Annotated in this window: 20 protein-coding genes; 11 read left to right on the forward strand and 9 right to left on the reverse strand. The window is 69.3% G+C overall.

The window, feature by feature from the left end:
* Positions 1 to 44: 44 nt before the first annotated feature.
* From AC0662_RS15725 to AC0662_RS15735, 3 genes are all read right to left on the reverse strand, one after another.
* Positions 45 to 1,493, reverse strand: coding sequence for a hypothetical protein (locus tag AC0662_RS15725; RefSeq protein WP_478301242.1), 1,449 nt, complete (start codon positions 1,491 to 1,493; stop codon positions 45 to 47).
* A gap of 18 nt (positions 1,494 to 1,511) precedes the next feature.
* The gene (locus AC0662_RS15730) at positions 1,512 to 2,975 is read right to left on the reverse strand and encodes a glycoside hydrolase family 76 protein (RefSeq protein WP_478301244.1); all 1,464 of its coding nucleotides are present in this window, start codon (positions 2,973 to 2,975) and stop codon (positions 1,512 to 1,514) included.
* Positions 2,976 to 3,069: 94 nt separating this feature from the next.
* Positions 3,070 to 3,567, reverse strand: coding sequence for a hypothetical protein (locus AC0662_RS15735; RefSeq protein WP_478301246.1), 498 nt, complete (start codon positions 3,565 to 3,567; stop codon positions 3,070 to 3,072).
* An 81-nt stretch (positions 3,568 to 3,648) separates the two neighbouring features.
* On the opposite strand from AC0662_RS15735, the gene AC0662_RS15740 reads away from it, so the two are divergent.
* The 4 genes from AC0662_RS15740 to AC0662_RS15755 all read left to right on the forward strand — a co-directional run bounded on the left by AC0662_RS15740 (position 3,649) and on the right by AC0662_RS15755 (position 7,510).
* Complete coding sequence (locus AC0662_RS15740) at positions 3,649 to 4,470, forward strand: tryptophan 2,3-dioxygenase (RefSeq protein ID WP_452203903.1); 822 nt, start codon at positions 3,649 to 3,651, stop codon at positions 4,468 to 4,470.
* Positions 4,471 to 4,753: 283 nt separating this feature from the next.
* On the forward strand, positions 4,754 to 5,362 hold the full coding sequence (locus tag AC0662_RS15745; RefSeq protein ID WP_478301248.1) for a hypothetical protein: 609 nt from the start codon (positions 4,754 to 4,756) through the stop codon (positions 5,360 to 5,362).
* Between the two features lie 130 nt (positions 5,363 to 5,492).
* Positions 5,493 to 6,179 (forward strand): response regulator transcription factor, encoded by a 687-nt coding sequence (locus AC0662_RS15750; protein ID WP_478301250.1) that lies wholly within the window; start codon positions 5,493 to 5,495, stop codon positions 6,177 to 6,179.
* 2 nt (positions 6,180 to 6,181) lie between these two features.
* Complete coding sequence (locus AC0662_RS15755) at positions 6,182 to 7,510, forward strand: sensor histidine kinase (protein ID WP_478301252.1); 1,329 nt, start codon at positions 6,182 to 6,184, stop codon at positions 7,508 to 7,510.
* On the opposite strand, the gene catC is transcribed toward AC0662_RS15755, so the two are convergent.
* From catC to AC0662_RS15775, 4 genes are read right to left on the reverse strand one after another with little or no spacing between them, the layout of a single operon-like run.
* Complete coding sequence (catC, locus tag AC0662_RS15760; RefSeq protein WP_452203907.1) at positions 7,476 to 7,751, reverse strand: muconolactone Delta-isomerase; 276 nt, start codon at positions 7,749 to 7,751, stop codon at positions 7,476 to 7,478. The two genes, AC0662_RS15755 and catC, sit on opposite strands and share 35 nt — an antisense overlap.
* Positions 7,751 to 8,614, reverse strand: a complete 864-nt coding sequence (gene catA, locus AC0662_RS15765) for a catechol 1,2-dioxygenase (protein ID WP_478301255.1) — start codon at positions 8,612 to 8,614, stop codon at positions 7,751 to 7,753. Before catA ends, catC begins: the two co-directional genes overlap by 1 nt.
* A 12-nt stretch (positions 8,615 to 8,626) precedes the next feature.
* A complete protein-coding gene (locus AC0662_RS15770; protein WP_478301257.1) occupies positions 8,627 to 10,180 on the reverse strand; it encodes a 4-hydroxyphenylacetate 3-hydroxylase family protein in 1,554 nt (517 codons plus the stop codon).
* Positions 10,181 to 10,191: 11 nt separating this feature from the next.
* Entirely contained in the window at positions 10,192 to 10,746 is a 555-nt protein-coding gene (locus AC0662_RS15775; RefSeq protein ID WP_452203910.1) for a flavin reductase family protein, read from the reverse strand.
* A gap of 121 nt (positions 10,747 to 10,867) precedes the next feature.
* Between AC0662_RS15775 and AC0662_RS15780 the strand changes: the two genes are divergently transcribed.
* Entirely contained in the window at positions 10,868 to 11,683 is an 816-nt protein-coding gene (locus tag AC0662_RS15780; RefSeq protein WP_478301259.1) for an IclR family transcriptional regulator domain-containing protein, read from the forward strand.
* Here AC0662_RS15780 and AC0662_RS15785 read toward each other — a convergent pair.
* Positions 11,677 to 12,558 carry a LysR family transcriptional regulator gene (locus AC0662_RS15785; RefSeq protein WP_478301262.1) on the reverse strand — a complete coding sequence of 294 codons (882 nt, stop codon included), beginning with the start codon at positions 12,556 to 12,558 and terminating at the stop codon, positions 11,677 to 11,679. The two genes, AC0662_RS15780 and AC0662_RS15785, sit on opposite strands and share 7 nt — an antisense overlap.
* Positions 12,559 to 12,638: 80 nt before the next feature.
* Between AC0662_RS15785 and AC0662_RS15790 the strand changes: the two genes are divergently transcribed.
* The 6 genes from AC0662_RS15790 to AC0662_RS15815 all read left to right on the forward strand — a co-directional run bounded on the left by AC0662_RS15790 (position 12,639) and on the right by AC0662_RS15815 (position 22,007).
* Positions 12,639 to 13,847, forward strand: coding sequence for an acetyl-CoA C-acetyltransferase (locus AC0662_RS15790; protein ID WP_478301264.1), 1,209 nt, complete (start codon positions 12,639 to 12,641; stop codon positions 13,845 to 13,847).
* Positions 13,848 to 13,875: 28 nt separating this feature from the next.
* Entirely contained in the window at positions 13,876 to 14,640 is a 765-nt protein-coding gene (pcaD, locus tag AC0662_RS15795; RefSeq protein ID WP_478301266.1) for a 3-oxoadipate enol-lactonase, read from the forward strand.
* Entirely contained in the window at positions 14,637 to 15,407 is a 771-nt protein-coding gene (locus AC0662_RS15800; RefSeq protein ID WP_478301268.1) for a CoA transferase subunit A, read from the forward strand. The genes pcaD and AC0662_RS15800 overlap by 4 nt, the downstream gene beginning before the upstream one ends.
* Before the next feature lies 1 nt (position 15,408).
* Positions 15,409 to 16,035: a 3-oxoacid CoA-transferase subunit B gene (locus tag AC0662_RS15805; RefSeq protein ID WP_478301270.1), complete on the forward strand. Its 627-nt coding sequence runs from the start codon at positions 15,409 to 15,411 to the stop codon at positions 16,033 to 16,035.
* A 114-nt stretch (positions 16,036 to 16,149) separates the two neighbouring features.
* Positions 16,150 to 19,905, forward strand: a complete 3,756-nt coding sequence (locus AC0662_RS15810) for a DUF7507 domain-containing protein (RefSeq protein ID WP_478301272.1) — start codon at positions 16,150 to 16,152, stop codon at positions 19,903 to 19,905.
* The gene (locus tag AC0662_RS15815) at positions 19,902 to 22,007 is read left to right on the forward strand and encodes a COG1361 S-layer family protein (RefSeq protein WP_478301274.1); all 2,106 of its coding nucleotides are present in this window, start codon (positions 19,902 to 19,904) and stop codon (positions 22,005 to 22,007) included. The genes AC0662_RS15810 and AC0662_RS15815 overlap by 4 nt, the downstream gene beginning before the upstream one ends.
* Before the next feature lie 61 nt (positions 22,008 to 22,068).
* Here AC0662_RS15815 and AC0662_RS15820 read toward each other — a convergent pair whose 3' ends face one another.
* Positions 22,069 to 22,656, reverse strand: a complete 588-nt coding sequence (locus AC0662_RS15820) for a dihydrofolate reductase family protein (RefSeq protein WP_478301276.1) — start codon at positions 22,654 to 22,656, stop codon at positions 22,069 to 22,071.
* Positions 22,657 to 22,691 lie beyond the last annotated feature (35 nt).

Here is a 22,691-nt window from a genome sequence, read left to right on the forward strand (position 1 = left end):
CATCATGGCATTACACATCGGTCACCGGCGTGAGCGTGCGGGTGTCAGTCGGAGTTGAGCCAGACCCACACGTCCGGGGTCGCCGGCACTCCCGCGGTTTCGAAACCCTGCAGTACCGCCTGCTGGTTCGCCTTCAACACTCTCTGGTCACCGAGCTGACCGGTCGCGACCAGGTCCTTGAAAGCGTTCACGAGCCGGTCCTGCGTGGGTCCGTCGGTGCCCGGCGCGTAGGCGTTCGCCAAGGTGTCCAGGGCGTCGTACGGCGCGTGCACGCTGTACCCGTACTCGCGGCCGGGATCGTCGCCGCTCGGTCCGTAGTCGTAGAACTCAGTGAACGTGATGCCCTTGTCGCGGTCGGCGGGATCGATCGTCAGCGACAACGTGAAGATGCAGTCGCTCGGCTGCCGGTGGACGCGCAGCAGCGTCTCGCGCCACGCGGACCCGTAGCTGCGGAACACGACACCGGCCTCGGTCAGCCAGCCGGCGACGCGGTCCCGGACCTCCATCGGGCGCCGCGGCGTCAGCTCGCCACGGTCGGCGAGTACGCGCCAGGCGGCGACCACGGCGTCGTCCGGGGTGAGCCGTTCGTCGACGGGGCCGACCCGATTCGTCAACCAGGCTTGGAGTTTCGCGATCTGGTCGTAGCCGAACTGCAGTTGGTAGAGCGCGTCCCGCCAGTTCTCGTCCGCGGGCCCGTACCCCTCCTGGAAACCCAGCTGTTTGGCATACGCGTCGATCGAGAACGAGATCGTGGCGACCTGATCCGGCCGGGTGTCGACGGTGACCAGGGTCTCGCGGCGGTCGGTCCCACGGCTGCGGTGCCGGGTGTCGATCCCGGCCTCGTGGCACCAGGTCTCGAAGAGCTCGCGCAGCGCGCCCTGGCCGGCCAGCGGATCGATGGTGCCTTGGGCAACCAGTTCGTCGAGGACCGCAACCAGACGGTCCTCCGGGTCGCCCGGCGTACCGCGGTCTCCCTCGAGGTAGGTGGTGAGGCGGGGCAGTTCGTCGTACCGGATGCCGGTTCCGAAGCTGTAGCCGATGATCTCGGTGGGTCCGCGGTACTCCTCGGTGAACGAGAACTCGTCGGCGTCGCCGGGGGTCCAGAACGCCACGCTGACCGTGACGCTCCTTTCCGTGCCGGGCTGCGGGACGACGGCGAGGATGTGTTCGCGGCGGGTACGCCGTCCGTCGACCTGCCACGTCGACGACAGGCCGGCCTGATGACACCAGCGGCGGACCTCCGAGGCGATGCTCCCGAAGGCGTAGCGATCGAATCCGTCGCGCACGGCCGCGGCCCGGCTGGCGTCGGCGAGCGTGCCGGACGCCTCAAGGTCAGTGCTCGCGACCTCCCCGAGGAAGGCGGTCAGTGTGGCGAGACCTTCGAGCGGAGTGCTGATGACGAACTGGCGATCGCCGCCGTCGATCGTGTACTCGATCCGGTCGTCGATCCGCAGGGTCAGCGTGCAGTCGGCGCGCTCGAAGATCGTCGTCACACTGCGAACGTACCGCCGTCAGGGGGCCGCGTTGAGCAGATCAAGCGCGGACTGCTGACGCGCGGCATCGAGCTTGTCGACCGGTCCGTACCACCGCAGTCCGTACTGGTCCATCGGCGTACGGTCCGCGGTGAACGCACGATCGGCCTGGCGTTGCAGGTAGGACGTGTACGGATGGTCGGAAAGCGCTGCATTGAGTTTCCCGAGGCCCCGCGAGTACGCGCCCTTGAACGACGGGCCGTCACCGCCGCAGTCGCCGCTCTCGCACGGTTCGCGCAGGATGCCGTCGGCGGTGTGCAGCGAGGCGGCCGTCGTCCCCGCGTCGGCGAGCTGCCGCGCGGTGGTCAGGTACGCCGAGTTGTTCGTTGCCTTGGACAACTCGGTGAGCGCGCCGATGAGGACACCTTGGTTGTACGTCCACACGGTCTGGCCGTTGTTCTTGCAGGTGGCCTTGTCGAGGCCGTCGTTGACCAGGTTCGAGCCGTTGATCATGCCGCTCTGCTGGAACCATGTCCATCCGGCCTGCGCGCGCTGCAGGTACGTGCTGTCGCCTGAGATCCGGGTGTGCAGTTGCGCGCTGAGCTGGATGTAGAGCGAGTTCGTGATCGCGTTCTTGTACGTCTTCGCCTCACTCCACCACACGCCGCCGCCACAGGTGTTGTCCCAGTACGCCGCCATGTGGTCGGCGTCCACACGCGCGGTCTGCAGGTACCTCGCATCACCGGTCAGGTCGTACGCCGCGACCCACGCGAGACCCCACCACCCGGTGTCGTCGATGTAGTCGTTGCGGAACTGGCCCTCGAACTGGTTCAGGTTCAGGTCGTACGTGCGCGCGATCGCGTACTCGTAGCTGTGCATGCCGCTGACTCGGATGTTGTCGATCAGCGCGTTGAGGGCGTTGGCCGAATTCCACCAGCCGGTGGTGTCGAACAGGCCGGTGCTGAGGTTGTAGTCCTGCATCAATGCGGTGGCAGCCGCGGTGCGGCGGTCCCAGGCGTTCCAGGTCGGTCGCGCCCACGGCGTACAGGCGATGTCGGCGCGGTCGCCGGCCTTGCCGCAGGCGCGGAGAGCGCCGACGCCGAGGTTGATCCAGTCGTCGGCGTTGTACATCTGCGTGCGCCAGCCGGTCTGCCCGGCCGGGATCGCGGTGTTGCCGAGGCGGCTGCCGGCGGTCCAGGTGCGGCCGCCGTCCATGGAGCGGTCGAGCCAGACCTCGTCGCCCGGACTGCCGTTCGCGATCGAGGCCCAGCCCATCGCGTCGTCGTCATCGATGTGCAGGGTGATCGTGCGCCCGAACAAGCTGGTGGAGACCGGAGTGCGGTCCTTGGGGGCCAGGGCGGGGTCGCGAGCGTCGCAGTACTTGTTGCAGATCGTTGCCTGAGTGGACATGTTCACCGGTGGGGTCTCGGAGGCCGGCGCCGGTAGGGGCGCGCCGAGCGGTGCAATCAGCAGGGCAATGCTGGAAACGATTCCAACGGACATCACGGATCTCCCTGGGGCGGTAGGAAGAATGCGGTGTCACTGAAGGTAAGGGCCGGACTGCACCCAGTCAAGAAGTCAGGACGGCGTCAGGAAGTCAGGACAGCAGTAAGGCTGCGAGCACTGCGGTGGTGAGCAGGACCGTGGCAGCGATGGTGACCCGGCGGCCGCGGGCGCAGCGGCGGTGCAGGGCGGTGCGGTCGGTGCGAGTCGCGCACGGGTCGAATCCGAGGCCGTCTGCGGGGGCGAGCACGCTCCCGAGTCGCGCCAGTACCGGCCGGCGCTCCACCTCGCGGGTCGCCTCCTGGATGACGCGCCGCCGCATGAACTCGCGGTGCCTGGTCGCCGGGACGCGCAAGTCCGACGCCACGACGAGGCTGGACGGCAGCTCGAGCCCCGGCGGGAGCGCCCGGTGGACCACCGCGTGCGCCGCGGCCACCCGCCTCGCCCGGCTGATCGCAGGCGGGAGGATCAGATAGGCGAGGTGGACCAGTGACCGGTAGTCGTCGAGCAGCAACGCCTCGATCAACGGTTCTTCCCTGGTGGGACCGTGCACCGGTCCCGGGACGATCGGTGTCTCGACCGTGGCGGACATGCAACTCCTCGACTTGGCGTACCCCTAGGTCAACGAATGACTAGCTGACCGGTCACGGATTGGTCGGTTAGTCTCCGTGTCATGAGCACTGGTGACGGGGTGGCGGGGCAGTGGGGTGGGGTCGACGTGCATTTCGGCGAGGAGGGCGGGCGGCTCACCTACGGCAGCTATCTGCGGCTGACCGAGCTGCTCGATCAGCAGCGGCTCGAGTCCGAGCCGCCGGCGCACGACGAACTGCTGTTCATCACCATCCATCAGGTGTACGAGCTGTGGTTCAAGCAGATCCTGCACGAGCTGACGGCGTCCCGCGACGCGATGCTGTCCGGCGAGCTCTGGCTGGCCGAACACCTGCTGCGCCGCGTGCACACCATCGAACGGGTGCTCACGCAGCAGGTCGACGTACTGGAGACGATGACGCCGCAGGACTTCGGGGAGTTCCGGCATAGGTTGTCGCCGGCGTCCGGGTTCCAGTCGGTGCAGTTCCGCGAGATCGAGTTCCTGTCCGGCGCGAAGGACCCGTCGTTCGTACGCCGGTTCCGCGGCCTGACCGAGGCGGAACAGGAGCGCCTGCGCCGCCGCCTCGACGAACCGACGCTGTGGGACGCGTTTGTCGAAGTAGTACGGGCCGGCGGTTTCGACACCACCACCGAGGACAACCTCCGCGGTGCCTTGCGCAAGATCGCCGGCAACCGCTCGCAGTACGCCGCCATCTGGGAACTCGCCGAAGCCCTCCTCCAGCACGACGAACTCGCCGCCGCCTGGCGCGCCCGCCACGTCGTCATGGTCGAACGCATGATCGGCACCAAACCCGGCACCGGCGGCTCCTCCGGCGCCAACTACCTCCGCAGCCGCCTGGACCTCCGCTACTACCCCCTCCTCTGGAACCTCCGCAGCAGTTTGTAGTTCTCCTCTCACCCGCGCGTACTTCGCCGGCACCCCTCGGAGGTGAGGTGCTCCGGGTGGATGTGACCGGCGGGACGGATGGTGGTGCGACGACCACGGGTGGCTCTGTCGCCGGCGCCAGGTGCGTTCGCCCGCAGTTGTTATCGGCTGCCTTCTCGGGTGCGTGCCGCCCGTGGCGGGCGGGTACATGTCTTCGGGCCGGCGGGCTGGTTGGGCTGCTGGTGTGGTGGCCGGCGCGCTAGTGTCGCGGCCGACGAGTCGGGGTCAGGGAAGGGCGGGTGTGGTGAAGCTCTACTCCGATGTGGGGGTGCAGCGGGTTGGGCAGGTGGTGGGGGATCTGGTATTGGTGGGGTGGGTCTGGCTATGTGTTGAGCTTGGGCTGCTCGTGTACCGGGTCACGAATGCGTTGGGGACGCCGGGGCGGAAGGCGGCTGAGGCTGGGGACGGGTTGGCGGGGGATCTGCGGCGGATGTCGGAGCCGATCGGGAAGGTGCCGGCGGTGGGGGACCAGTTGCGGGCGCCGATCGACGGGGCTGCGGGCGCGGCGGGGAAGTTGGCGCAGGCGGGGCGGGATCAGGCGCATGCGGTCGAGCAGCTCGCGTATCTGTTGGCGGGGGTGACGATCGCGCTGCCGGTGCTGTTCGCGGTACTGATCTGGCTGCCGCGGCGGATCCGGTTCGCGCGGCGGGCGAGCGCGGCGCAGAAGTTCATCGACAGTGCGGCGGATCTGGATCTGTTCGCGCTGCGGGCGATGGCGAACCAGCCGATGCACAAACTCGCGCGGATCTCCGACGACCCGGTCGCCGCCTGGCGCGAAGGCGACCGCACGGTCATCACCGAACTCGCCACCCTCGAACTCCGCACCACCGGCCTCAAACCACCCCCGCCCTGAACCACCCGACCGGGAGCCCGCTTTGTGGAAAGAAAGGACCGTCTGGTGGCCAAAGGTTTCCACGAAGGCTCACCCGGGGCTTAACTGCGGCTTGAGCTGGGGTTGAGGGTGGGGCGGATACGCTCGGGGCATGGCGCGGGTGTTGCTGATCGAGGACGATGATGCGATTCGGGCGTCGTTGGGGAAGTCTCTGACGGCGGCCGGGCATGTCGTCTCGGCGGTGGCCGCCGGTGCGGACGGGGTCGCCGCGGTGGCGCGCGAGAAACCCGAGGTACTGCTGCTGGATCTCGGGCTCCCGGACCTCGACGGTCGCGACGTGCTCGCGATGGTGCGCGCCGTGAGTGACGTGCCGGTGATTGTGGCAACGGCCCGCGACGACGACGCGAGCGTCGTACGGCTCCTGGATGCCGGCGCGGACGACTACGTGATCAAACCGTTCAGCGCGGCCCAGATGGATGCCCGGATCCGTGCCGTACTGCGGCGGCTCGGGCAGGACCCGCAGGCGGAGTCGACCGTGCAGATCGGTGGCCTGCGGATCGATCCGCGCAGCCGCGAGGTGACGGTCGATGGGGCGCCGGTGGATCTGACCCGGAAGGAGTTCGATCTGCTGTTCGCGTTGTCGCGGCGCCCGGGGGCCGTGGTGACCAAGCGGGAGTTGCTCGCGGAGGTCTGGGGGCTGCCGTGGGGTGGCGGCGACCGGACCGTCGACGTCCACCTGTCGTGGCTGCGCCGGAAACTGGGGGAAACTGCGGCGGAACCGCGTTTCCTGCACAGCGTGCGTGGTGTCGGGATCAAGCTCGCCGAGGCGGACGGCTGAGTATGCGCCGCAGGATCCTGTTCCTCTCGGTCGGCATGACCACGCTGGTGGTGCTCGCGTTCGCCGTACCGCTGGTGCTGTTGCTGCGCACGACGACTGCCAACGAGTCGAAGGACAAGGCGCGGTACCTGGCCGAGTCGGTGGCGTACTACGTCGGCGACCAGGACCACACGGCCGACGACATCACGGCGTACCTCGATGGGCTGCCGGACGGGCCGGGGCAGATCTCGGTGCGGATGCCCGACGGAACGACTCTCGGAAACCCGCCGCCCGGCGGGGTGCCGACGCCGACGGACGTGCCGGCCGGAAACGGAGACGGCGACGGCGACAAGGACCAGAAGGGCCCGCCGAAGGTCGGCGACGCGGACTACCGCAGCGTCGACGACGGTCTCGCGGTCGACGTCGGAGTCGGTACGCCGCAAGGCCCCGCGTCCGTCTGTCTCTACCTGACGAACGCCGAGCTGTACGAGGGTCTGGTGCCGCGGCTACTGATCCTCATCGGCGCGAGTCTGCTCGTCCTGCTGCTCAGCATCGTCGGCGCGGAGCTGGTGTCGCGACGGTTGGCGCGGCCGCTGGAGGAGACCGCGGGAACAGCGGAACGGCTGGCCCAGGGCGACATGGACGCCCGCGCCCCGACCACCGGCCCGGCTGAGGTGGCGAAGGTCGGCGCCGCGTTGAACGGGCTCGCGGACCGCATCGACGAGGTGATCGCAGTCGAGCGCGAGGCGGTCGCGGATCTGTCGCACCGGTTGCGGACGCCGTTGACCGCGCTCCGGCTGCAGGTCGAGGCGCTGCCGGACCGGGAGAGCGCCGAGGAGCTGAACACCCAGGTCACTGCTCTGGAGCGGACGTTGACCGCGGTGATCAGCGCGGCCCGTCGACCGCAGCGCGAGGGCCGGGTGCCGCATTGCGACGCCGTCGACGTGACGCGCCGGCGGGCGGCGTTCTGGGAACCGCTGTTCGAGGACCAAGGCCGCGAACTGACACTCGACCTCCCGGACGTTCCAGCGTTGGTGCGGTCGTCTGCCGAAGATCTGGGGGCGGCGCTCGACGCGCTGGTCGAGAACGTCGTCGCGCACACCCCGGACGGGACTCCGGCGCGCATCACGGTCGCGCCAACGGATTCCGGCGTACGGATCGTGGTCGCCGACGAGGGTCCCGGGATCCCGTTGGGCGCGGGCGAGCGCGGCCGCAGCGACCGCGGCTCGACCGGCCTCGGGCTGGACATCGCCCGCCGGTGTGCCGAGGCCGCCGGCGGCCACCTCACCCTGCGCCACAACGAGGTCGAACTGACCCTCAGATCTTCGACGGGTGCTTCGCCAACGGGGTGACCTGGATCGTCATGTACGGGAACAGCGGCAGGCTCGACAGCAGGTCGTGCAGCTCGTCGTTCGACGCGACGTCGAAGATGCTGAAGTTCGCGTACTCGCCGACGATCCGCCACAGTTCCGGCCAGACGCCGGAGTTCTGCAGCTCGATCGCCCGCTCGCGTTCGCGGCCCACCAGCTCGGCGCGGACGTCGGGATCCAGGTCGGGCGGCAGGTGGACATCCATACGGACGTGGAAGAGCATCACTGATCCTTGTCGGTTCGGGACGGTTCGAGCTCGAAGTCGTACGTCGCCCGCCGGACACCCGAACCGTCGTCGACCGGATCAAGGACGAGCTCAGGCTTGGTGGCCTCGGCGACGTCGGAGTCGAGCCACTCGCCGCCGGCGAAGTAGAGCTGTGTGGTGATCGTACGGTGGCCGTCGGCCCGCACCATCAGGTGCAGGTGGGCCGGCCGCCACGGGTGCCACCCGGCCGCCTCGATCAGCTTGCCGGTCGGTCCGTCGGTGGGGATCTGGTACGGCGCCGGCTGCACCGTCCGGATCGCGAACCGCCCCTCCGCGTCGGTCACCACGACGCCGCGCAGGTTGCCGTCCGGGATGTCCGGCGCGAAGCCCGAGTAGTAGCCGTCGGCATCGGCATGCCAGATGTCGACCTCGGCCCCGGCCAGCGCCGCACCGTCGAGATCGCGGACCTGACCGCTGAACACCAGCGGCGTACCCTGCTCGTCCGCGCGGTGCGGGAGCTCGCATTCGGCGGGCAGACGGCCTTGCGAGCCAAGGTAGTAAGGACCTTCGATCGTGCCAAGCGTGCCGCGCTGCGACGAGGCCGCGACCTCCTCCACGACGTGCTCGACGAACACGTCCATGAACAGCGGCCACTCACCACCGTCGCCGACCGCCATCAGCCAGGCCTTCGCCGCCTGGAACTCGGGATACGTGACCTGGTGGTCCTTGATCGCGGCGTGCACGCCCTCCAGGACGGCGGTGACGACCTCACTGACCCGTTCGGGCGAGGTGCCGGCGTCGGCCAGTTGCTTGGCCTTGAAGTTCTCACTCGCGTTGGCGCCGGAGCCGGCCGCGGTCGGGGAATGGTGAACAGTGGTCATGACGTGGCTCCTTCAGCGGTTCAGGATCCGGCTGACGTCGGTGGGGTTGACGAGGTCCGGCACGGTCCAGCCGTCCAGGTCGTACTCGGCGAGCATCGTCTCGGCGAAGCCCTTCATCGCGGCGGTCTCGCCCTGCGCCTCGGCGGCGAACAGGATCTCGGCCTTCACGTTCTCGTGGTTGCCGGAGTAGTTCCGCTCGTACAGTTCGTGCCGCCCGCCGAACTCGGTGCCGACCGCGTCCCACAGCGCCTTCATCAGCTTGGTGCGCTCGACGGCGTCGTACCCGTTGGACCCGCGCACGAAGCGGTCCAGGTACGGGCGTACCTCGGGAGTCTTGAAGTCGATCGCGTTGGAGTTCAGGTAGATGAGGCCGGAGGCAACGTCCTGCTGGATGATCTCCTTCACCCGCGGGTACCCGGTGATCATGAACTGGCGGTAGATCAGGCCGTAGTCGAGCTTCGGCAGCACCGTTCCGTTCGGGCCCGGGTCGGGGTTGAGTGCCATCGCGTCGGCCATGCAGCGGAACAGGTTCCGCCAGCCGATCACCTCACCGACGCGGGTCTGGACGCCGCGGAAGTCCTTGCTGCCCGTGCATTCGAGGGCCTTGAGCAACAGTCCGGCGATGAAGTCGAGCTTCACCGACAACCGGATGCAGCCGTGGAAGGTGAACCGCGGGATGAACCCGGACTGCGGGAAGAAGCCGTTGATCTTGTCGACATCGCCGTACAGGAAGATGTTCTCCCACGGGACCAGCACCTTGTCGAAGACGAAGATGGTGTCGTTCTCGTCCATCCGGCTGGACAGCGGGTAGTCGAACGGGCTGCCCATCACGTCGGCCTGCATGGTGTACGACGGCCGGCAGATGAGCTTCACACCAGGGGAGCTCATCGGGACCGTGCAGATCAGCGCGTACTCCTTCTTCTTGATCGGCAGGCCGTAGTGCGCGATGAAGTTGTAGTTGGTGATCGCCGAACCGGTCGCCACCACCTTCGCGCCGGACACGATCACGCCGGCGTCGGTCTCCTTCTCGACCCGCATGAAGATGTCCCCGGCCTCGTCCGGCGGCAGGTTGCGGTCGACCGGCGGGTTGATGATCGCGTGGTTCCAGTACAGGACCTTCTCCTGGGACTCCTTGTACCAGCGCTTCGCGTTCTCCTCGTACGGTTGGTAGAAGTCGGTGTTGCCGCCGAGCGTGCCGAGGAAGCTGGCCTTGTAGTCGGGGCTGCGGCCCATCCAGCCCCAGGTCTGCCGGGCCCAGTGCTCGATCGCGACCCGGTCCTTCTGCAGGTCGGCCGAGCTGTGCGGGGTGCGGAAGAACGGGTGCGTGTAGCCGCCGTTGCCGGTGTCGGTCGGGACGGTGATCTCGTCCTTGGTCGCCGGGTCGTGCAGGGCGTCGTACAGCCGGGCGGTCATCCGGGCCGGGTTCCGGAACGCGGGGTGCTCGGTGACGTCCTTGACGCGTTCGCCGTAGATCCAGATCTCGCGGTCGTCGCGGATCGAGTCCAGGTACTCCGCTCCGTTCATCGGGCGCTTGGTGGTGGTTTCCTGCTCGACAGTCGTGGTCATGAGAAGTCCTTTCAGACAAGGGAAAGCGGCGTGAAGACGGCGCTGGCGTCGAACCAGCCGCTGTTCGGGCAGTCGATGGAGCCGGACCAGTGGGTCTCGACCGGACCGAGGTAGCGGAACCGGCCGCCGTGGAACAGCAGCGGGTCCCGGGCGGTGATCTCGACCGCGTGCACCTCACCGATCACGATCAGGTGGTCGCCGCCGTCGTACGTCCGCCACGGCCGGCACGAGATCGTCGTGGCCGCGCCGTCGAGCAGCGGAGCGGTGGGACCGTCGACCCAGCCGGGGGTGCGGCCTGGCAGTTGGCTGGGCCGTCCGGCGAAGTGCCAGGCGACGTCGAGCTGGTCGTCGGCGAGCACGTTGATCGCGAACGGCTTGCCGTCGAGGTACTGGCACGCCTTCGACGTGCGGGTGAGTGTGACCTGCGCGAGCGCGGGCTCGAGCGACACGGCGGTGAACGCGTTCACGGTGGCGCCGTGCGGAAGGCCTTCGTCGCTGGTGCAGGTCACCACGGTGACGCCGGTGGCGAACTGACCGAATGCGGTGCGGAGTTCTCGGGAGTCCATCAGCGTTCCTCCTCGATGTACGCTCTGCGTACAAGCCGTACGCTTGGCGTACGACAAGACCTTGGAGTCCTGACGCGCGACTGTCAAGGGCTCAACAACTTTTCGTGGAAGGATGGCCGCCATGAGTGGGGAGGGGAGCGAGCGCGACTACATCCAGAGCATCGAGCGCGGATTCGCCGTACTGCTCGCGTTCGACGCGGACCGGCCGACACCGACGCTCGCGGAGGTCGCCGCCGCGACCGGGCTGTCGCGGCCCGCGGTCCGGCGGATCCTGCTGACCTTGCAGCGTCTGGGGTACGTCGCCGCGCAGGGCTCCCGGTGGACGCTGACGCCTCGCGTGCTGACGATCGGTCAGCACTACGCGGCCACGCACAGCTTCGTGGAGACTGCGCAGCCGCACCTGCTCCGGCTCGCCGAGGAGACCCAGGAGTCGGCGTCCCTCGCACAACTCGACGGGACCGACGTCGTGTACGTCGCCCGCGTCCAGGTCCGCCGCGTGATGGCCGTCGCGATCGACGTGGGCAGCCGGGTACCGGCGCACGCGACATCGATGGGGCGGGTGCTGACCGCGTGGGCGGACGCGTCGGTGGTCGAAGCCGTGATCGCGGCCGGGCTGCCGCGGCTGGCGCGGCGTACGGTCACCGACCCGACCGCGTTTCGCGACGTGCTGCACCAGGTCCGGCAGGACGGGTACGCCGTCGTCGAGTCCGAACTCGAGGACGGCCTGCTGTCCGCCGCCGTGCCTGTGCGTACGCCGGACGGCAGGGTCCTCGCGGCGCTCGCCTACTCGACGACGGTCGGGCGGCGTACTGAGGAACAGATCGTCGAGAAGGTCATCCCGCTGATGCGCGACGCCGCTGCGGCAATCTCGGATGACCTCCGGTTACTCGGCGGCACCCGTCGGCTCGATGCCCAGGCCCGCGACGGGTTCTACTGAACCAACCCGGTCAGGAGGGCCAGCGCCCGCTGTAGGTGTGGCGCCTCGTCGTCCACCCGCGTCGCTGCGGCCAACTCCACTGCCGCCTGCCCGCCGAGCGCTCGGTAGGCGACTCCGGGGACCATCAGCTCCGCCACCGGTGCCGGTACGACGGCGATCCCGAGCCCGGCCGCCACGAAGGTCACCAGTGTCGAAGTCTCGGCCACCTCGTGCCGCACCCGCGGCTCGAACCCGGCCTCCCGGCAGCGCGCCAGCACCGTGTCGTGCATCACCGATCGCCCGCCGCCGGCGTGGATCACGAAGTCCTCGTCGGCCAGATCGACCAGCCGCACCCGGCGCCGCCCGGCCAGCCGATGCCCGTCGGGAACCGCCACGATCAGCTGGTCGGCCCGCAGTACCTCGACCCTCAGGGACTCGTCCTCGACGGGTGGTCGCAGCAGGCCGAGATCGATCCGCCCGTCCACCAGCGCCCGGACCTGATCGGGCGCGAGCATCTCGCCCTGAACCGCCACCTCGACGTCCGGCAACTCCTCGCGCAACGTCCGCACCAGCTGCGGCAACAGGCTGTACGTCGCTGACCCGACGCACCCGATCACCAACCGGCCCTGCAGTCCCGCCGCGACTCGCTGCGCCTCTCCCGCGGCCGATGACACCGCCGCGATGATCTGCCGGGCGCGCACCAGGTACGCCTCGCCGGCGGGCGTGAGTTCGACCCGTCGCGTAGTACGGCGGAGGAGTTGCAGGCCGAGCTCGCTCTCGAGTTGGCGGATCTGCTGCGACAACGGCGGCTGGGCCATGTGCAGGCGGGCCGCCGCGCGCCCGAAGTGACGTTCCTCGGCGACGGCGACGAAGTACCGCAGATGGCGTAGCTCCACGGGATTGATATTGACAGAGTCTCGATCGAGCGTAAATGAGTATTTCTCCATATCGGTCCCGGCGGCCTACCGTCGAGGGCATGAGCGACGTCGTGATCTGTGAACCGATCCGTACTCCGGTGGGCCGCTTCGGCGGCGCGCTCGCCGGGCTGTCCGCGGCCGACCTCGCCACCGCGGCGCTCACCGAGCTGGTACGCCGGACCGGTCTGGGCGAAGGTGCTGTCGACGACGTGATCCTCGGCCAGTGCTACCCGAACGGCGAGGCGCCGGCGATCGGCCGGATCGCCGCACTCGACGCGGGCCTGGGCGTCGGCGTACCGGGTGTGCAGGTGGATCGGCGCTGCGGCTCGGGTCTGCAGGCCGTGTTGTACGCGGCCGGCATGGTCGCCACCGGCGCCGCGAGCGTGGTGGTTGCCGGGGGCACCGAATCGATGTCGCAGGTGGAGCACTACGCACTCGGTCTGCGCACCGGCGTCCGCGGCAACGTGGAGCTGAACGACCGCCTGATCCGCGCCCGCGAGACGGCCGGCGGGAAGTACCACCCGGTCCCCGGCGGCATGCTGGAGACCGCTGAGAACGTCCGCCGTGAGTACGGCGTCTCTCGCGAGGAGCAGGACGAGTTCGCGCTCCGCTCGCACCAGCGGGCCGTCGCCGCGCAGGCCGAAGGGCGTTTCGCCGACGAGCTGGTCCCGGTGGAGGTGCCGGGCCGCCGCGGTACGACGACGCTGGTCGACGCCGACGAGCACCCGCGGCCCGATACGTCCCTCGAGGGCCTCGCCGCGCTCCGTCCGGTGATGCTGAAGAGCGACCCCGGCGCCACCGTCACGGCAGGCAACGCGAGCGGTCAGAACGACGGCGCGGCGGTCTGTGTCGTCACGACCCGCGACGAGGCCGAGCGGCGTGGCCTCCGCCCGCTCGTGGCGCTCCGATCCTGGGCAGTCGCCGGCGTAGGTCCCGAGGTGATGAGCATCGGCCCGGTCCCGGCCGCCGCGGCGGCTCTCGATCGCGCCGGCCTGACCCTCGACGAGCTCGACCTGATCGAACTCAACGAGGCCTTCGCCGCGCAGGTTCTCGCCTGCCTGCGGGAGTGGAAGGTCGACCCGACCGACGACCGCCTGAACCCGAACGGCTCCGGTATCTCCTTGGGCCACCCCGTCGGCGCCACGGGTGCCCGGATCCTCGCCACGCTGTCCCGCGAACTGCACCGCCGCAACGGTCGCTACGCGCTCGAAACGCTCTGCATCGGCGGGGGCCAGGGCATCGCCGCGATCTTCGAGGCCGTCCGATGAGAGGCAGACCGATGAGAGAGGTCGTCCGATGAAGGTCGCCCACACCGTCAGCGGCCGGCCCGACGCGCCAACCGTCGTACTGGCGAACTCGCTCGGTTCCACGTGGGAGATGTGGGACGCGAATCTCGCCGAGTGGGAACGCCACTGCCGGGTCGTCCGCTTCGACACCCGCGGGCACGGCCGCTCACCGGTTCCGCCCGGGACCTCCACTATCGACGACCTCGCCGACGACGTGATCACGCTGCTCGACGACCTCGACATCGAGCGCGCCCACTTCGTCGGCCTCTCGCTCGGCGGCATGACCGGCCTCCGCCTGGCCGCCCGCAACCCGGACCGCGTCGACCGGCTCGTCGTCCTCTGCACCGGCGCCCGGCTCGACCCGTCGAGCGCGTGGACCGACCGCGCGGCCCTGGTCCGCGCCCGGGGTACGTCGGCAGTCGCGCAGGCGGTCGTCGAACGCTGGTACACCGCCGCCTGGCTGGACCGGAACCCGCGGATCCGCAAGGAGTCCGAGGAGATGGTCGCCACGACCCCACCCGCCGGGTACGCCGCCTGTTGCGAGGTGATCGCGGCGATGGACCTTCTCGACGACCTGCCGGCGATCACCGCACCGACCCTCGCGATCGCCGGTGCCGACGATCCGGCCACCCCGCCGTGGCAGCTGGAGCGGATCGCCACCGCGGTTGCTGACGGCAAGCTTCTCGTCGTACCGGAGGCCGCGCACCTGGCCGCCGCGGAACGCCCCGACGTGGTGACGCCGGCCGTCGTCGCCCACCTTCAGGAGGACGCATGAGTGTGGACAAGGTGGTCGCGACCCCGGCCGAGGCGGTCGCCGACCTCCCCGACGGGACCAGTCTCGCGGTCGGCGGTTTCGGGCTGGCGGGGATCCCGTGGTTCCTGATCGAGGCGTTGCTCGAGCAGGGCGCCGGTGACCTGACGGTCGTCTCGAACAACTGCGGTGTCGACGGCGCCGGTCTCGGACTGCTTCTCGAACGCGGGCGGATCAGCCGGGTGATCGCGTCGTACGTGGGGGAAAACAAGGAGTTCGCTCGTCAGTACCTCGCGGGGGAATTGACGGTCGAGCTGACCCCGCAGGGCACGCTGGCCGAGCGGCTGCGCGCGGGCGGGGCCGGGATCGGTGCGTTCTTCACCCCGACCGGGGTCGGCACGTTGGTCTCCGAAGGCGGTCTGCCGTGGCGGTACGCGCCGGACGGGACGGTCGCGGTCGCTTCGCCGCCCAAGGAGGTGCGGACGATCCAGGGCCGCGAGATGGTGCTGGAAGAGGCGATCGTCACCGATGTCGCGCTGGTCCGCGCCGCGGCCGCCGATCGGGCCGGGAACTGCGTCTTCCACGCGGCGGCGCGGAACTTCAACCCGGTCGCGGCGATGGCCGGGCGGCTGACGATCGTCGAGGCCGAGCGGGTCGTCGACGTCGGCGAGCTCGCGCCGGACGCGATCCATCTGCCGGGCGTGTTCGTGCACCGCGTCGTACCGCTGACTGCTGAGCAGGCCGCGCGGAAGAGCATCGAGAAGCGCACGACGCGGCCGCGGGAGGCCTGACATGCCTTGGACACGTGACCAGATGGCCGCCCGAGCGGCGGGCGAGCTGAACGACGGCGAGTACGTGAACCTCGGCATCGGCCTGCCGACGCTCGTCCCGAACCACCTGCCGGCCGGCTCGTCGGTCACCCTGCAGGCGGAGAACGGTGTCCTCGGCGTCGGGCCGTTCCCGTACGACGACGAGGTCGACCCGGACCTGATCGACGCCGGGAAGCAGACCGTGACGGTCGTCGACGGCGCGTCGTACTTCGACTCCGCGACGAGTTTCGCGATGATCCGCGGCGGCCACATCGACGTCGCGATCCTGGGCGGCATGCAGGTCTCGGCGTACGGCGACCTCGCGAACTGGCTCGTCCCCGGGGCGATGGTGAAGGGCATGGGCGGCGCGATGGACCTGGTCAACGGCGCCCGCCGCGTGGTGGTCCTGATGGAGCACCGAACCCGCCAGGGCGCCTCCAAACTCCTCGACGTCTGCACCCTGCCGCTCACCGGCCGCGGCGTCGTGCACCGCGTCATCACCGACCTTGCGGTCCTGGACGTTGCCAACGGCACCTTCACCCTCGTCGACCTGGCCCCCGGCGTGACCGAGGACGACGTACGGGCGGCGACGGCGGCACCCGTACGTTGACAGTTGCGTGCTGTTGGCAACAAGATGTAGCGACACACGGTAGTGGAATGGTTACTCTGAGGTCTGTTGTGTGGTAGGTCTGGCGGGCGACTGCTGACTAGAACGGGACTTCAGATGGCCGCTCGGGTGCGGATGCTGCTCGCTCTGCTGCTCGTTCTGACGACCGGGTTGGTGCTGCCGGCAACGGCCCGGGCGGACACCGTCCGGGACTTCGGCAAGGTGTTCGGCGCCCAGACCAACGGCGCGATCCGGATCACCGGTAACAGTCTGCTGACCTGCGATCGGACGTCAGCGGCCTGCCGTACGTCGCTGGCCGGCGGGAGCTCGTCGGCGAACAACAACGACTGGACGATGGAGCTCCTGGACACGGACTCCGACCCGTCCACGAGCTCGTCCTCGAGCGCGGGCGTCAATCTGCCGTCGGGAGCGCAGGTGCTGTACGCCGGCCTGTTCTGGGGTGCGGCCCGCGGCGCCGGCAAGGGTGGCACGGCGAGCACCGACGACGGTACGACGATGCGCCTGCGGTTGCCCGGCGCGACGAAGTACCAGACCGTCACCGCCAGCCGGACCGACTTGCTGAACACCGGCTCGAAGAACGACTACTCGTCGTACCTTGATGTCACCGATCTGGTGCGGGCCGGGGGCAACGGTCCGTACTGGGGCGCCGACGTGGCGACCGGGACGGGTGCCGACCGGTACGCCGGGTGGAGTCTGGTGATCGCCTACCAGCAGGCCGACGAGCCGTTGCGTGACCTGAGCGTGTTCAACGGGTACGCCAAGGTGAGCAGTGGCCAGCCGGAGCGGACGAACATCTCCGGCTTCCTGGCGCCGCCGAGCGGTGCGGTGAACGCCCGGTTCGGCAGTGTCACGTACGAGGGGGACGCCGGCATCACGGGTGACTACTTCGCGGTCAACGGCACCCGGCTCGCCGACACCCAGAACCCGTCCGCGAACTTCTACGGCAGCCGGATCACCGACGGCGGTTCGAACCTGGCCGACCGATCCCCGGCCAGCGTGAACAACCTGGGCATGGATGCCAAGGTGGTGGACGCCGCCGGGATCCTGCCGAACAACTCGACCAGTGCGGAGCTGACCTTCGCGAGCACCGGCGACGTCTACTACCCGGCCGCGCTGACCACACAGATCGACCTCTACGCGCCGACCATCCTCGGCACGAAGACGGTGCGGAACCTGGCCGGTAACGATCCGGCGAAGGTTGGGGACACCCTCGAATACACGATGAGCTTCAGCAACACCGGTGACGACGACGCGCTCGGCGCCGTCGTCCGCGATGCACTGCCGGCGAACACGACGTACGTCCCCGGCTCGCTCAGCGTGGTCTCAGGCCCGCATTCCGGTGCCAAGACCGACCAGGCGGGCGACGACCAGGCCGAGTACGACGGAAGCTCGCGGCTGGTCCGGTTCCGGATCGGCACCGGTGCGGATGCCACGACAGGCGGCCGGATCAAGAAGAACCAGAGCAGTGCGGTCCGGTTCCGGGTGACGGTCGACAAGGCGGCGGCCGGGACCACGCTGACCAACACCGGTCTGCTCGACTACACGGCGGAGACGCTGAACAAGCAGTACACGTACCGGACCGACGAGGTGCACACTCCGGTCGCGGCCGAGGCCGACGTGTCGATCACCAAGACTGCGAAGCCCGACCCGGTCGCGGCCGGCGGCAACCTCACCTACACGTTGGTTGCCCGCAACAACGGTCCGAGCCCCGCGCAGGACGTGACGGTCGCCGACACGTTGCCCGACGGCGTCCAACTGGTGTCCGCGACGCCGACGCAGGGCAAGTGCTCGTCGACCACCTGTGAACTCGGCACGATCGCGTCCGGAGCGACCGCCACGATCACCGTCGTGGTCCGGGTCCCCTCCGCGAGTACGGCGACCAGCCTGACGAACGTCGCGACAGTCACCACCTCGACCTCCGATCCGAACCCGGACAACAACATCTCCTCGGTCACCACCGACGTCTCCCGTACGGCGGACCTCGCGCTGGTGAAGTCCGTGGAGCCGGCGAGCCCCGCACCAGGTGAGCCCGTCGTCTACACGTTGACCATCCGGAACGACGGACCGTCGGATGCCGAACAGGTGCGGATCGCGGACACGGTCCCGACCGCGTTCGCGGTCACCGGCGTCCAGTCGGATGCGAACTGCGCGACGGCCGGCCAGGACATCAGCTGCACGCTGGCACGCCTGGCGGCTGGGTCGAGTGTGACGGTGCGGATCGCGGCGACGCTCGACGCCGGTTACACCGGCGGCGCGCTGAAGAACACGGCGAAGGTGAACAGCGACACCCCGGACCCGGACGACTCGAACAACACCGGCACCGTGACGGTGACTCCTGGTGCGGCCAAGGCCGATGTGGTGGTCACCAAGACCACGTTGACGAAGCCCGTCGTCGCCGGCGAGCCGATCACCTACCAGATCAAGGTGCGGAACGCGGGACCGTCGGACGCGAAGGCCGTGCAGCTGAAGGACGACGTACCAGCGGCCATCACCGGGATCACCGCGGACACTTCGGCCGGGTCGTGCACGGTGAGTTCGGGGCAGGTCGCGTGTGCGTTGGGTGACCTGACAGTCGGCTCGACGGCGACTGTCACCGTGACAGGGACCGTGTCTCCGAAGGCGATCGGCCAGCTCACCAACGCCGCGACCGCCGACAGTACGACGCCTGACCCGGACGACTCGAACAACACCGGACGGACCACGGACAACGTGGCGGCGAGTGCCGATCTGGCGATCACCAAGACCGCTCAGCCGGTCCCGGTGCAGGCCGGCCACCCGGTGACCTACACGCTGACGGTGACGAACAACGGCCCGTCCGCGGCGCAGTCGGTGAAGGTGACCGATCCGGTGCCGGCGCCGCTGCAGTACGTCTCGTCGAAGACCTCGAGCGGCAGCTGCACCGAGGCCGACGGCACTGTCAGCTGTGCGCTCGGCGCGGTGGCTCCGGGCGACGTCGTCACGGTGACCGTGGTGGCGAACGCCCCGTCCGGTGCCCCTCCGAACAATCTCGCGAACACGGCGACCGTCGCGTCGCCGACCCCTGATCCCGACGACGACAACAACACGGCGACGTACACGCTGACGACCGGTACGCAGGCCAACATCACGCTCACCAAGACGGCCTCGCCGGACCCGGTGGTCGCGGGGAAGGCGATCACCTACAAACTGACCGTCCGGAACACCGGACCGTCGGATGCGCAGGGCGTCTCGGTGGTGGACGACGTACCGGCTGCGGTGACCGGGGTGTCGGCGAGTGCGACCGGTGGCGCGATCTGTACGAGCGCAGGCGGCCAGGTGCGTTGTCGGGCAGCGACACTCGCGGCCGGCGACAGCTTCGTGGTCACGGTGACCGGGACGGTCGCCGCGTCCACCGAGCCCGGAGAGCTGGGCAACACCGCAACGGCCGACTCGGAGACTCCCACGGATCCGACGACCTCCGACAACACCTCGACCACCACGCCGAGCGTGCGGGCCGAGGCAGACCTGTCCGTCACCAAGACCGCGGCGGCGACCGTTGTTGCGGGCAACGAACTGACCTACACCCTCGCGGTCCACAACGCCGGACCTTCGGACGCGGTCAGTGCAGTGATCACCGACACCCTGCCATCGGGTACGACGTTCGTTCGCGGCACCGGGCCTGGTGGCGCGTGCACCCAGAGCCCCGCGCTGTCCGAACCGGTCGTCAGCTGCCCGGTCGGCCGGATGGAACCGAACGACGACGCGACGGTCACGGTGGTCGTGAAGGTGTCGCCGGACCAGCCCGCGGGGACGCTCGTCAACAGCGCGACGGTCAGCTCGCTACACCGGACCCGAACGACCAGAACAACAGCGACTCGGCCGAGACCACGGTGACCACGGCCGCCGATCTGTCGATCGTGAAGACGGTGGCGCCGACCTCGCTGATCGCCGGTGACGAGGCGGTCTACACGCTGACAGTGCACAACGACGGTCCGTCCACCGCGCGGGCAGTGTCCGTGTCGGACGCCGTACCGGCGGGGTTGTCGGTGCTTGAGGCAACCAGTGCGGACGGCACCTGCACCACGTCCGGATCCGCGGTGACGTGTGCGCTGGGGACGCTCGCGGCCGGTGGCAACGCGGTGGTCGTGATCCGGGTGGCGGTCGCTGCCGAACGGATCGCGGCGGTCACGAACGCCGGCGCGGTGACCAGTACGACGACGGATCCGGATCCCTCGAACAACAAGGATTCGGTGACCAGCGAGGTGCGGCAGGTCGCGGACGTCGAGGTGATCAAGACCAGTGACGACGCGACCGTCGTGGCAGGCGGTGGCGTGACTTACCGGCTGACGGTGGTCAACCACGGGCCGTCGGACGCCACACCGGTCACGGCTACCGACAGTCTGCCGACCGGACTCACGCTGACCACGGTCGACCCGACGCAGGGCTCCTGTACGACGGCTGGCCAGGACGTCAGCTGCGCGCTCGGCACGATCGCCGCGGGCAAGACGGCGACTGTGGTGATCACGGCGGCGCTCGACCCGGCGTACCAGGGGAAGTCGTTGGCGAACACCGCGACGGCGACTTCGCCGGTGACTGATCCGGACGAGAGCAACAACAGCTCCACGGTGACCACTCCGGTCGAGACTCGTGCGGATCTGAGTGTCGTCAAGACCTCGGACCCGGCCGGTGTCACACCGGGCAGCACGTTCGACTACACGATCGTGGTGACCAACGCGGGTCCGTCGACCGCGCGTTCGGTGGTCCTGTCCGACATGGTGCCTGCAGGACTGACCGTCAGCTCCGCGTCGGCGGGGTGCACGGTCGAGGGCCGGGCGGTGCGCTGCGAGCTGGGTGACCTGCCGATCGGACAGCGGGTCGTCTCGCTCCGAGTCCGCCTGGCCTCCGGGTACGACGGAGGCAGCGTCACCAACACCGCGACCGCGACATCGCCGACCACCGATCCGGACCCGGACAACAACACGGGCACGGTGGAGTCGCCGGTGACCGCGCTGGCGGACCTGGCGATCACGAAGACGATGTCGCCGGCCGAGCCGGTGTCCGGCCAGGCGGTGACCTACACGCTGACGGTGAAGAACAACGGCCCGTCCGACGCCCGCCTGGTGGAGGTCACCGACGAGCTGCCCCGCGGCCTCACCAACGTGACCGCGACCGGTGGCTCCTGCATCATCCTGCCGCCGCTCGCACCCGGCGCACCGGACGCTCCGGAGGCCGGCACGGTCCAGTGCGGTACGACGGTGCTCGCGGAAGGCGCGACCATCAAGATCACGATCCACGCCACCGTGGTGCCCGGGTTCAGCGGGACGCTCGAGAACATCGCCCGCGTCGGTTCCTCCACCTCTGACCCGGTGGTTCCGAACAACGAGGCGAAGGTCAGTGGCCGCACCAAGCAGTCCGCGAACCTGAGCGTCAGCAAGACCGCGTCGGCGGAGTCGGTCGTCGCCGGACACACGCTGCGGTACACCATCGCCGTCCATAACGAGGGCCCGTCGGCGGCGGTCGGTGTGGTCGTCACCGACGTGCTCGCGAACGGACTCCGGCTCACCAGCATGCCGGAGTACTGCACAGCGCAGGGCCAGAAGGTCACGTGTGCGGTCGGCCGAATCGACCCGGGTACGACGGCACGGGTCGCACTGGACGTCCTGGTCGACACGACGTACGGCGGAACCTCGGTGACGAACGCTGCGACGGCGGAGTCGACCACGCCGGATCCGGACACGAACGACAACAAGAGCTCGGTCACGGTGAAGGTGACACCACCGCAGCCCGGCCGGCCGACGCCATCGCCGACCACGCCGCCAGGCACTCCGCCACCCACACCGCCGCCTACACCGCCAGCCACGCCGCAGAAGCCTGGCGGGGACCTCGGCGACAGCGGTAGCCCGGTCAGCGCGGGCCTCCTGCTCGCCGCGCTGGCTCTGATCACGGCCGGCATCGCAGTGGTCGCCGCGACGCGCTCCCGCCGTACGCGGTCCTGAAGGAACTCCGGCGCCCTCCAGTTGACGGACTGGAGGGCGCCGGGCTGTTCCTAGACAGGGTTCAGGCCTTGCGGTCGTACAGAAGGCAGAGTGCGCCGCTCTCGGTCACCGTGGAATCGGTGAGGGTCCACGACGACGCAGCGGTGGTCTCGTCGAACAGCGGGACCCCACCGGCCACGAGTTCCGGGCAGAGCGTGACGGACAGCCGGTCCAGTTCGCCGGCGGCCAGGAGCGCACGGATGACGCTGGCGCTGGCCAGTACGACGATGTCGCCGCCTTCCTGCTCCCGCAGCTCCTTGACCGTCGCGACCGGGTCCTCGGTGGCCAGTCTGCTGTTCTCCCACGCTGCCTCGTCGAGAGTGGTCGAGAAGACCACCTTCTCCACCTGGTTCAGCCAGCGGGAGAACGCCCGGCTCTCCGCCGGTGCCCTCTCGTCGTCGGCGACCGTCGGCCAGTAGCCGCCGAAGCCCTGGTAGTTCTTCCGGCCGAGCAGCGCCGTGGTGGCGGGCTCGGTCACCCGGCTCATGTGGGCCAGCGCGCCGGGCGTGACCGCGTGCGGCGCGATCCAGCCCATGTCGTAGTCGCCGCCCGGGCCGTTCACCCGGCCGTCGAGGGAGAGGGAGATGTTGCCTACTACGGTCCTGCTCATGGTGGGCTCCTTGCTGGGTTGACGTATCTCGAACT

This window comes from Kribbella sp. NPDC043289, assembly GCF_056436705.1.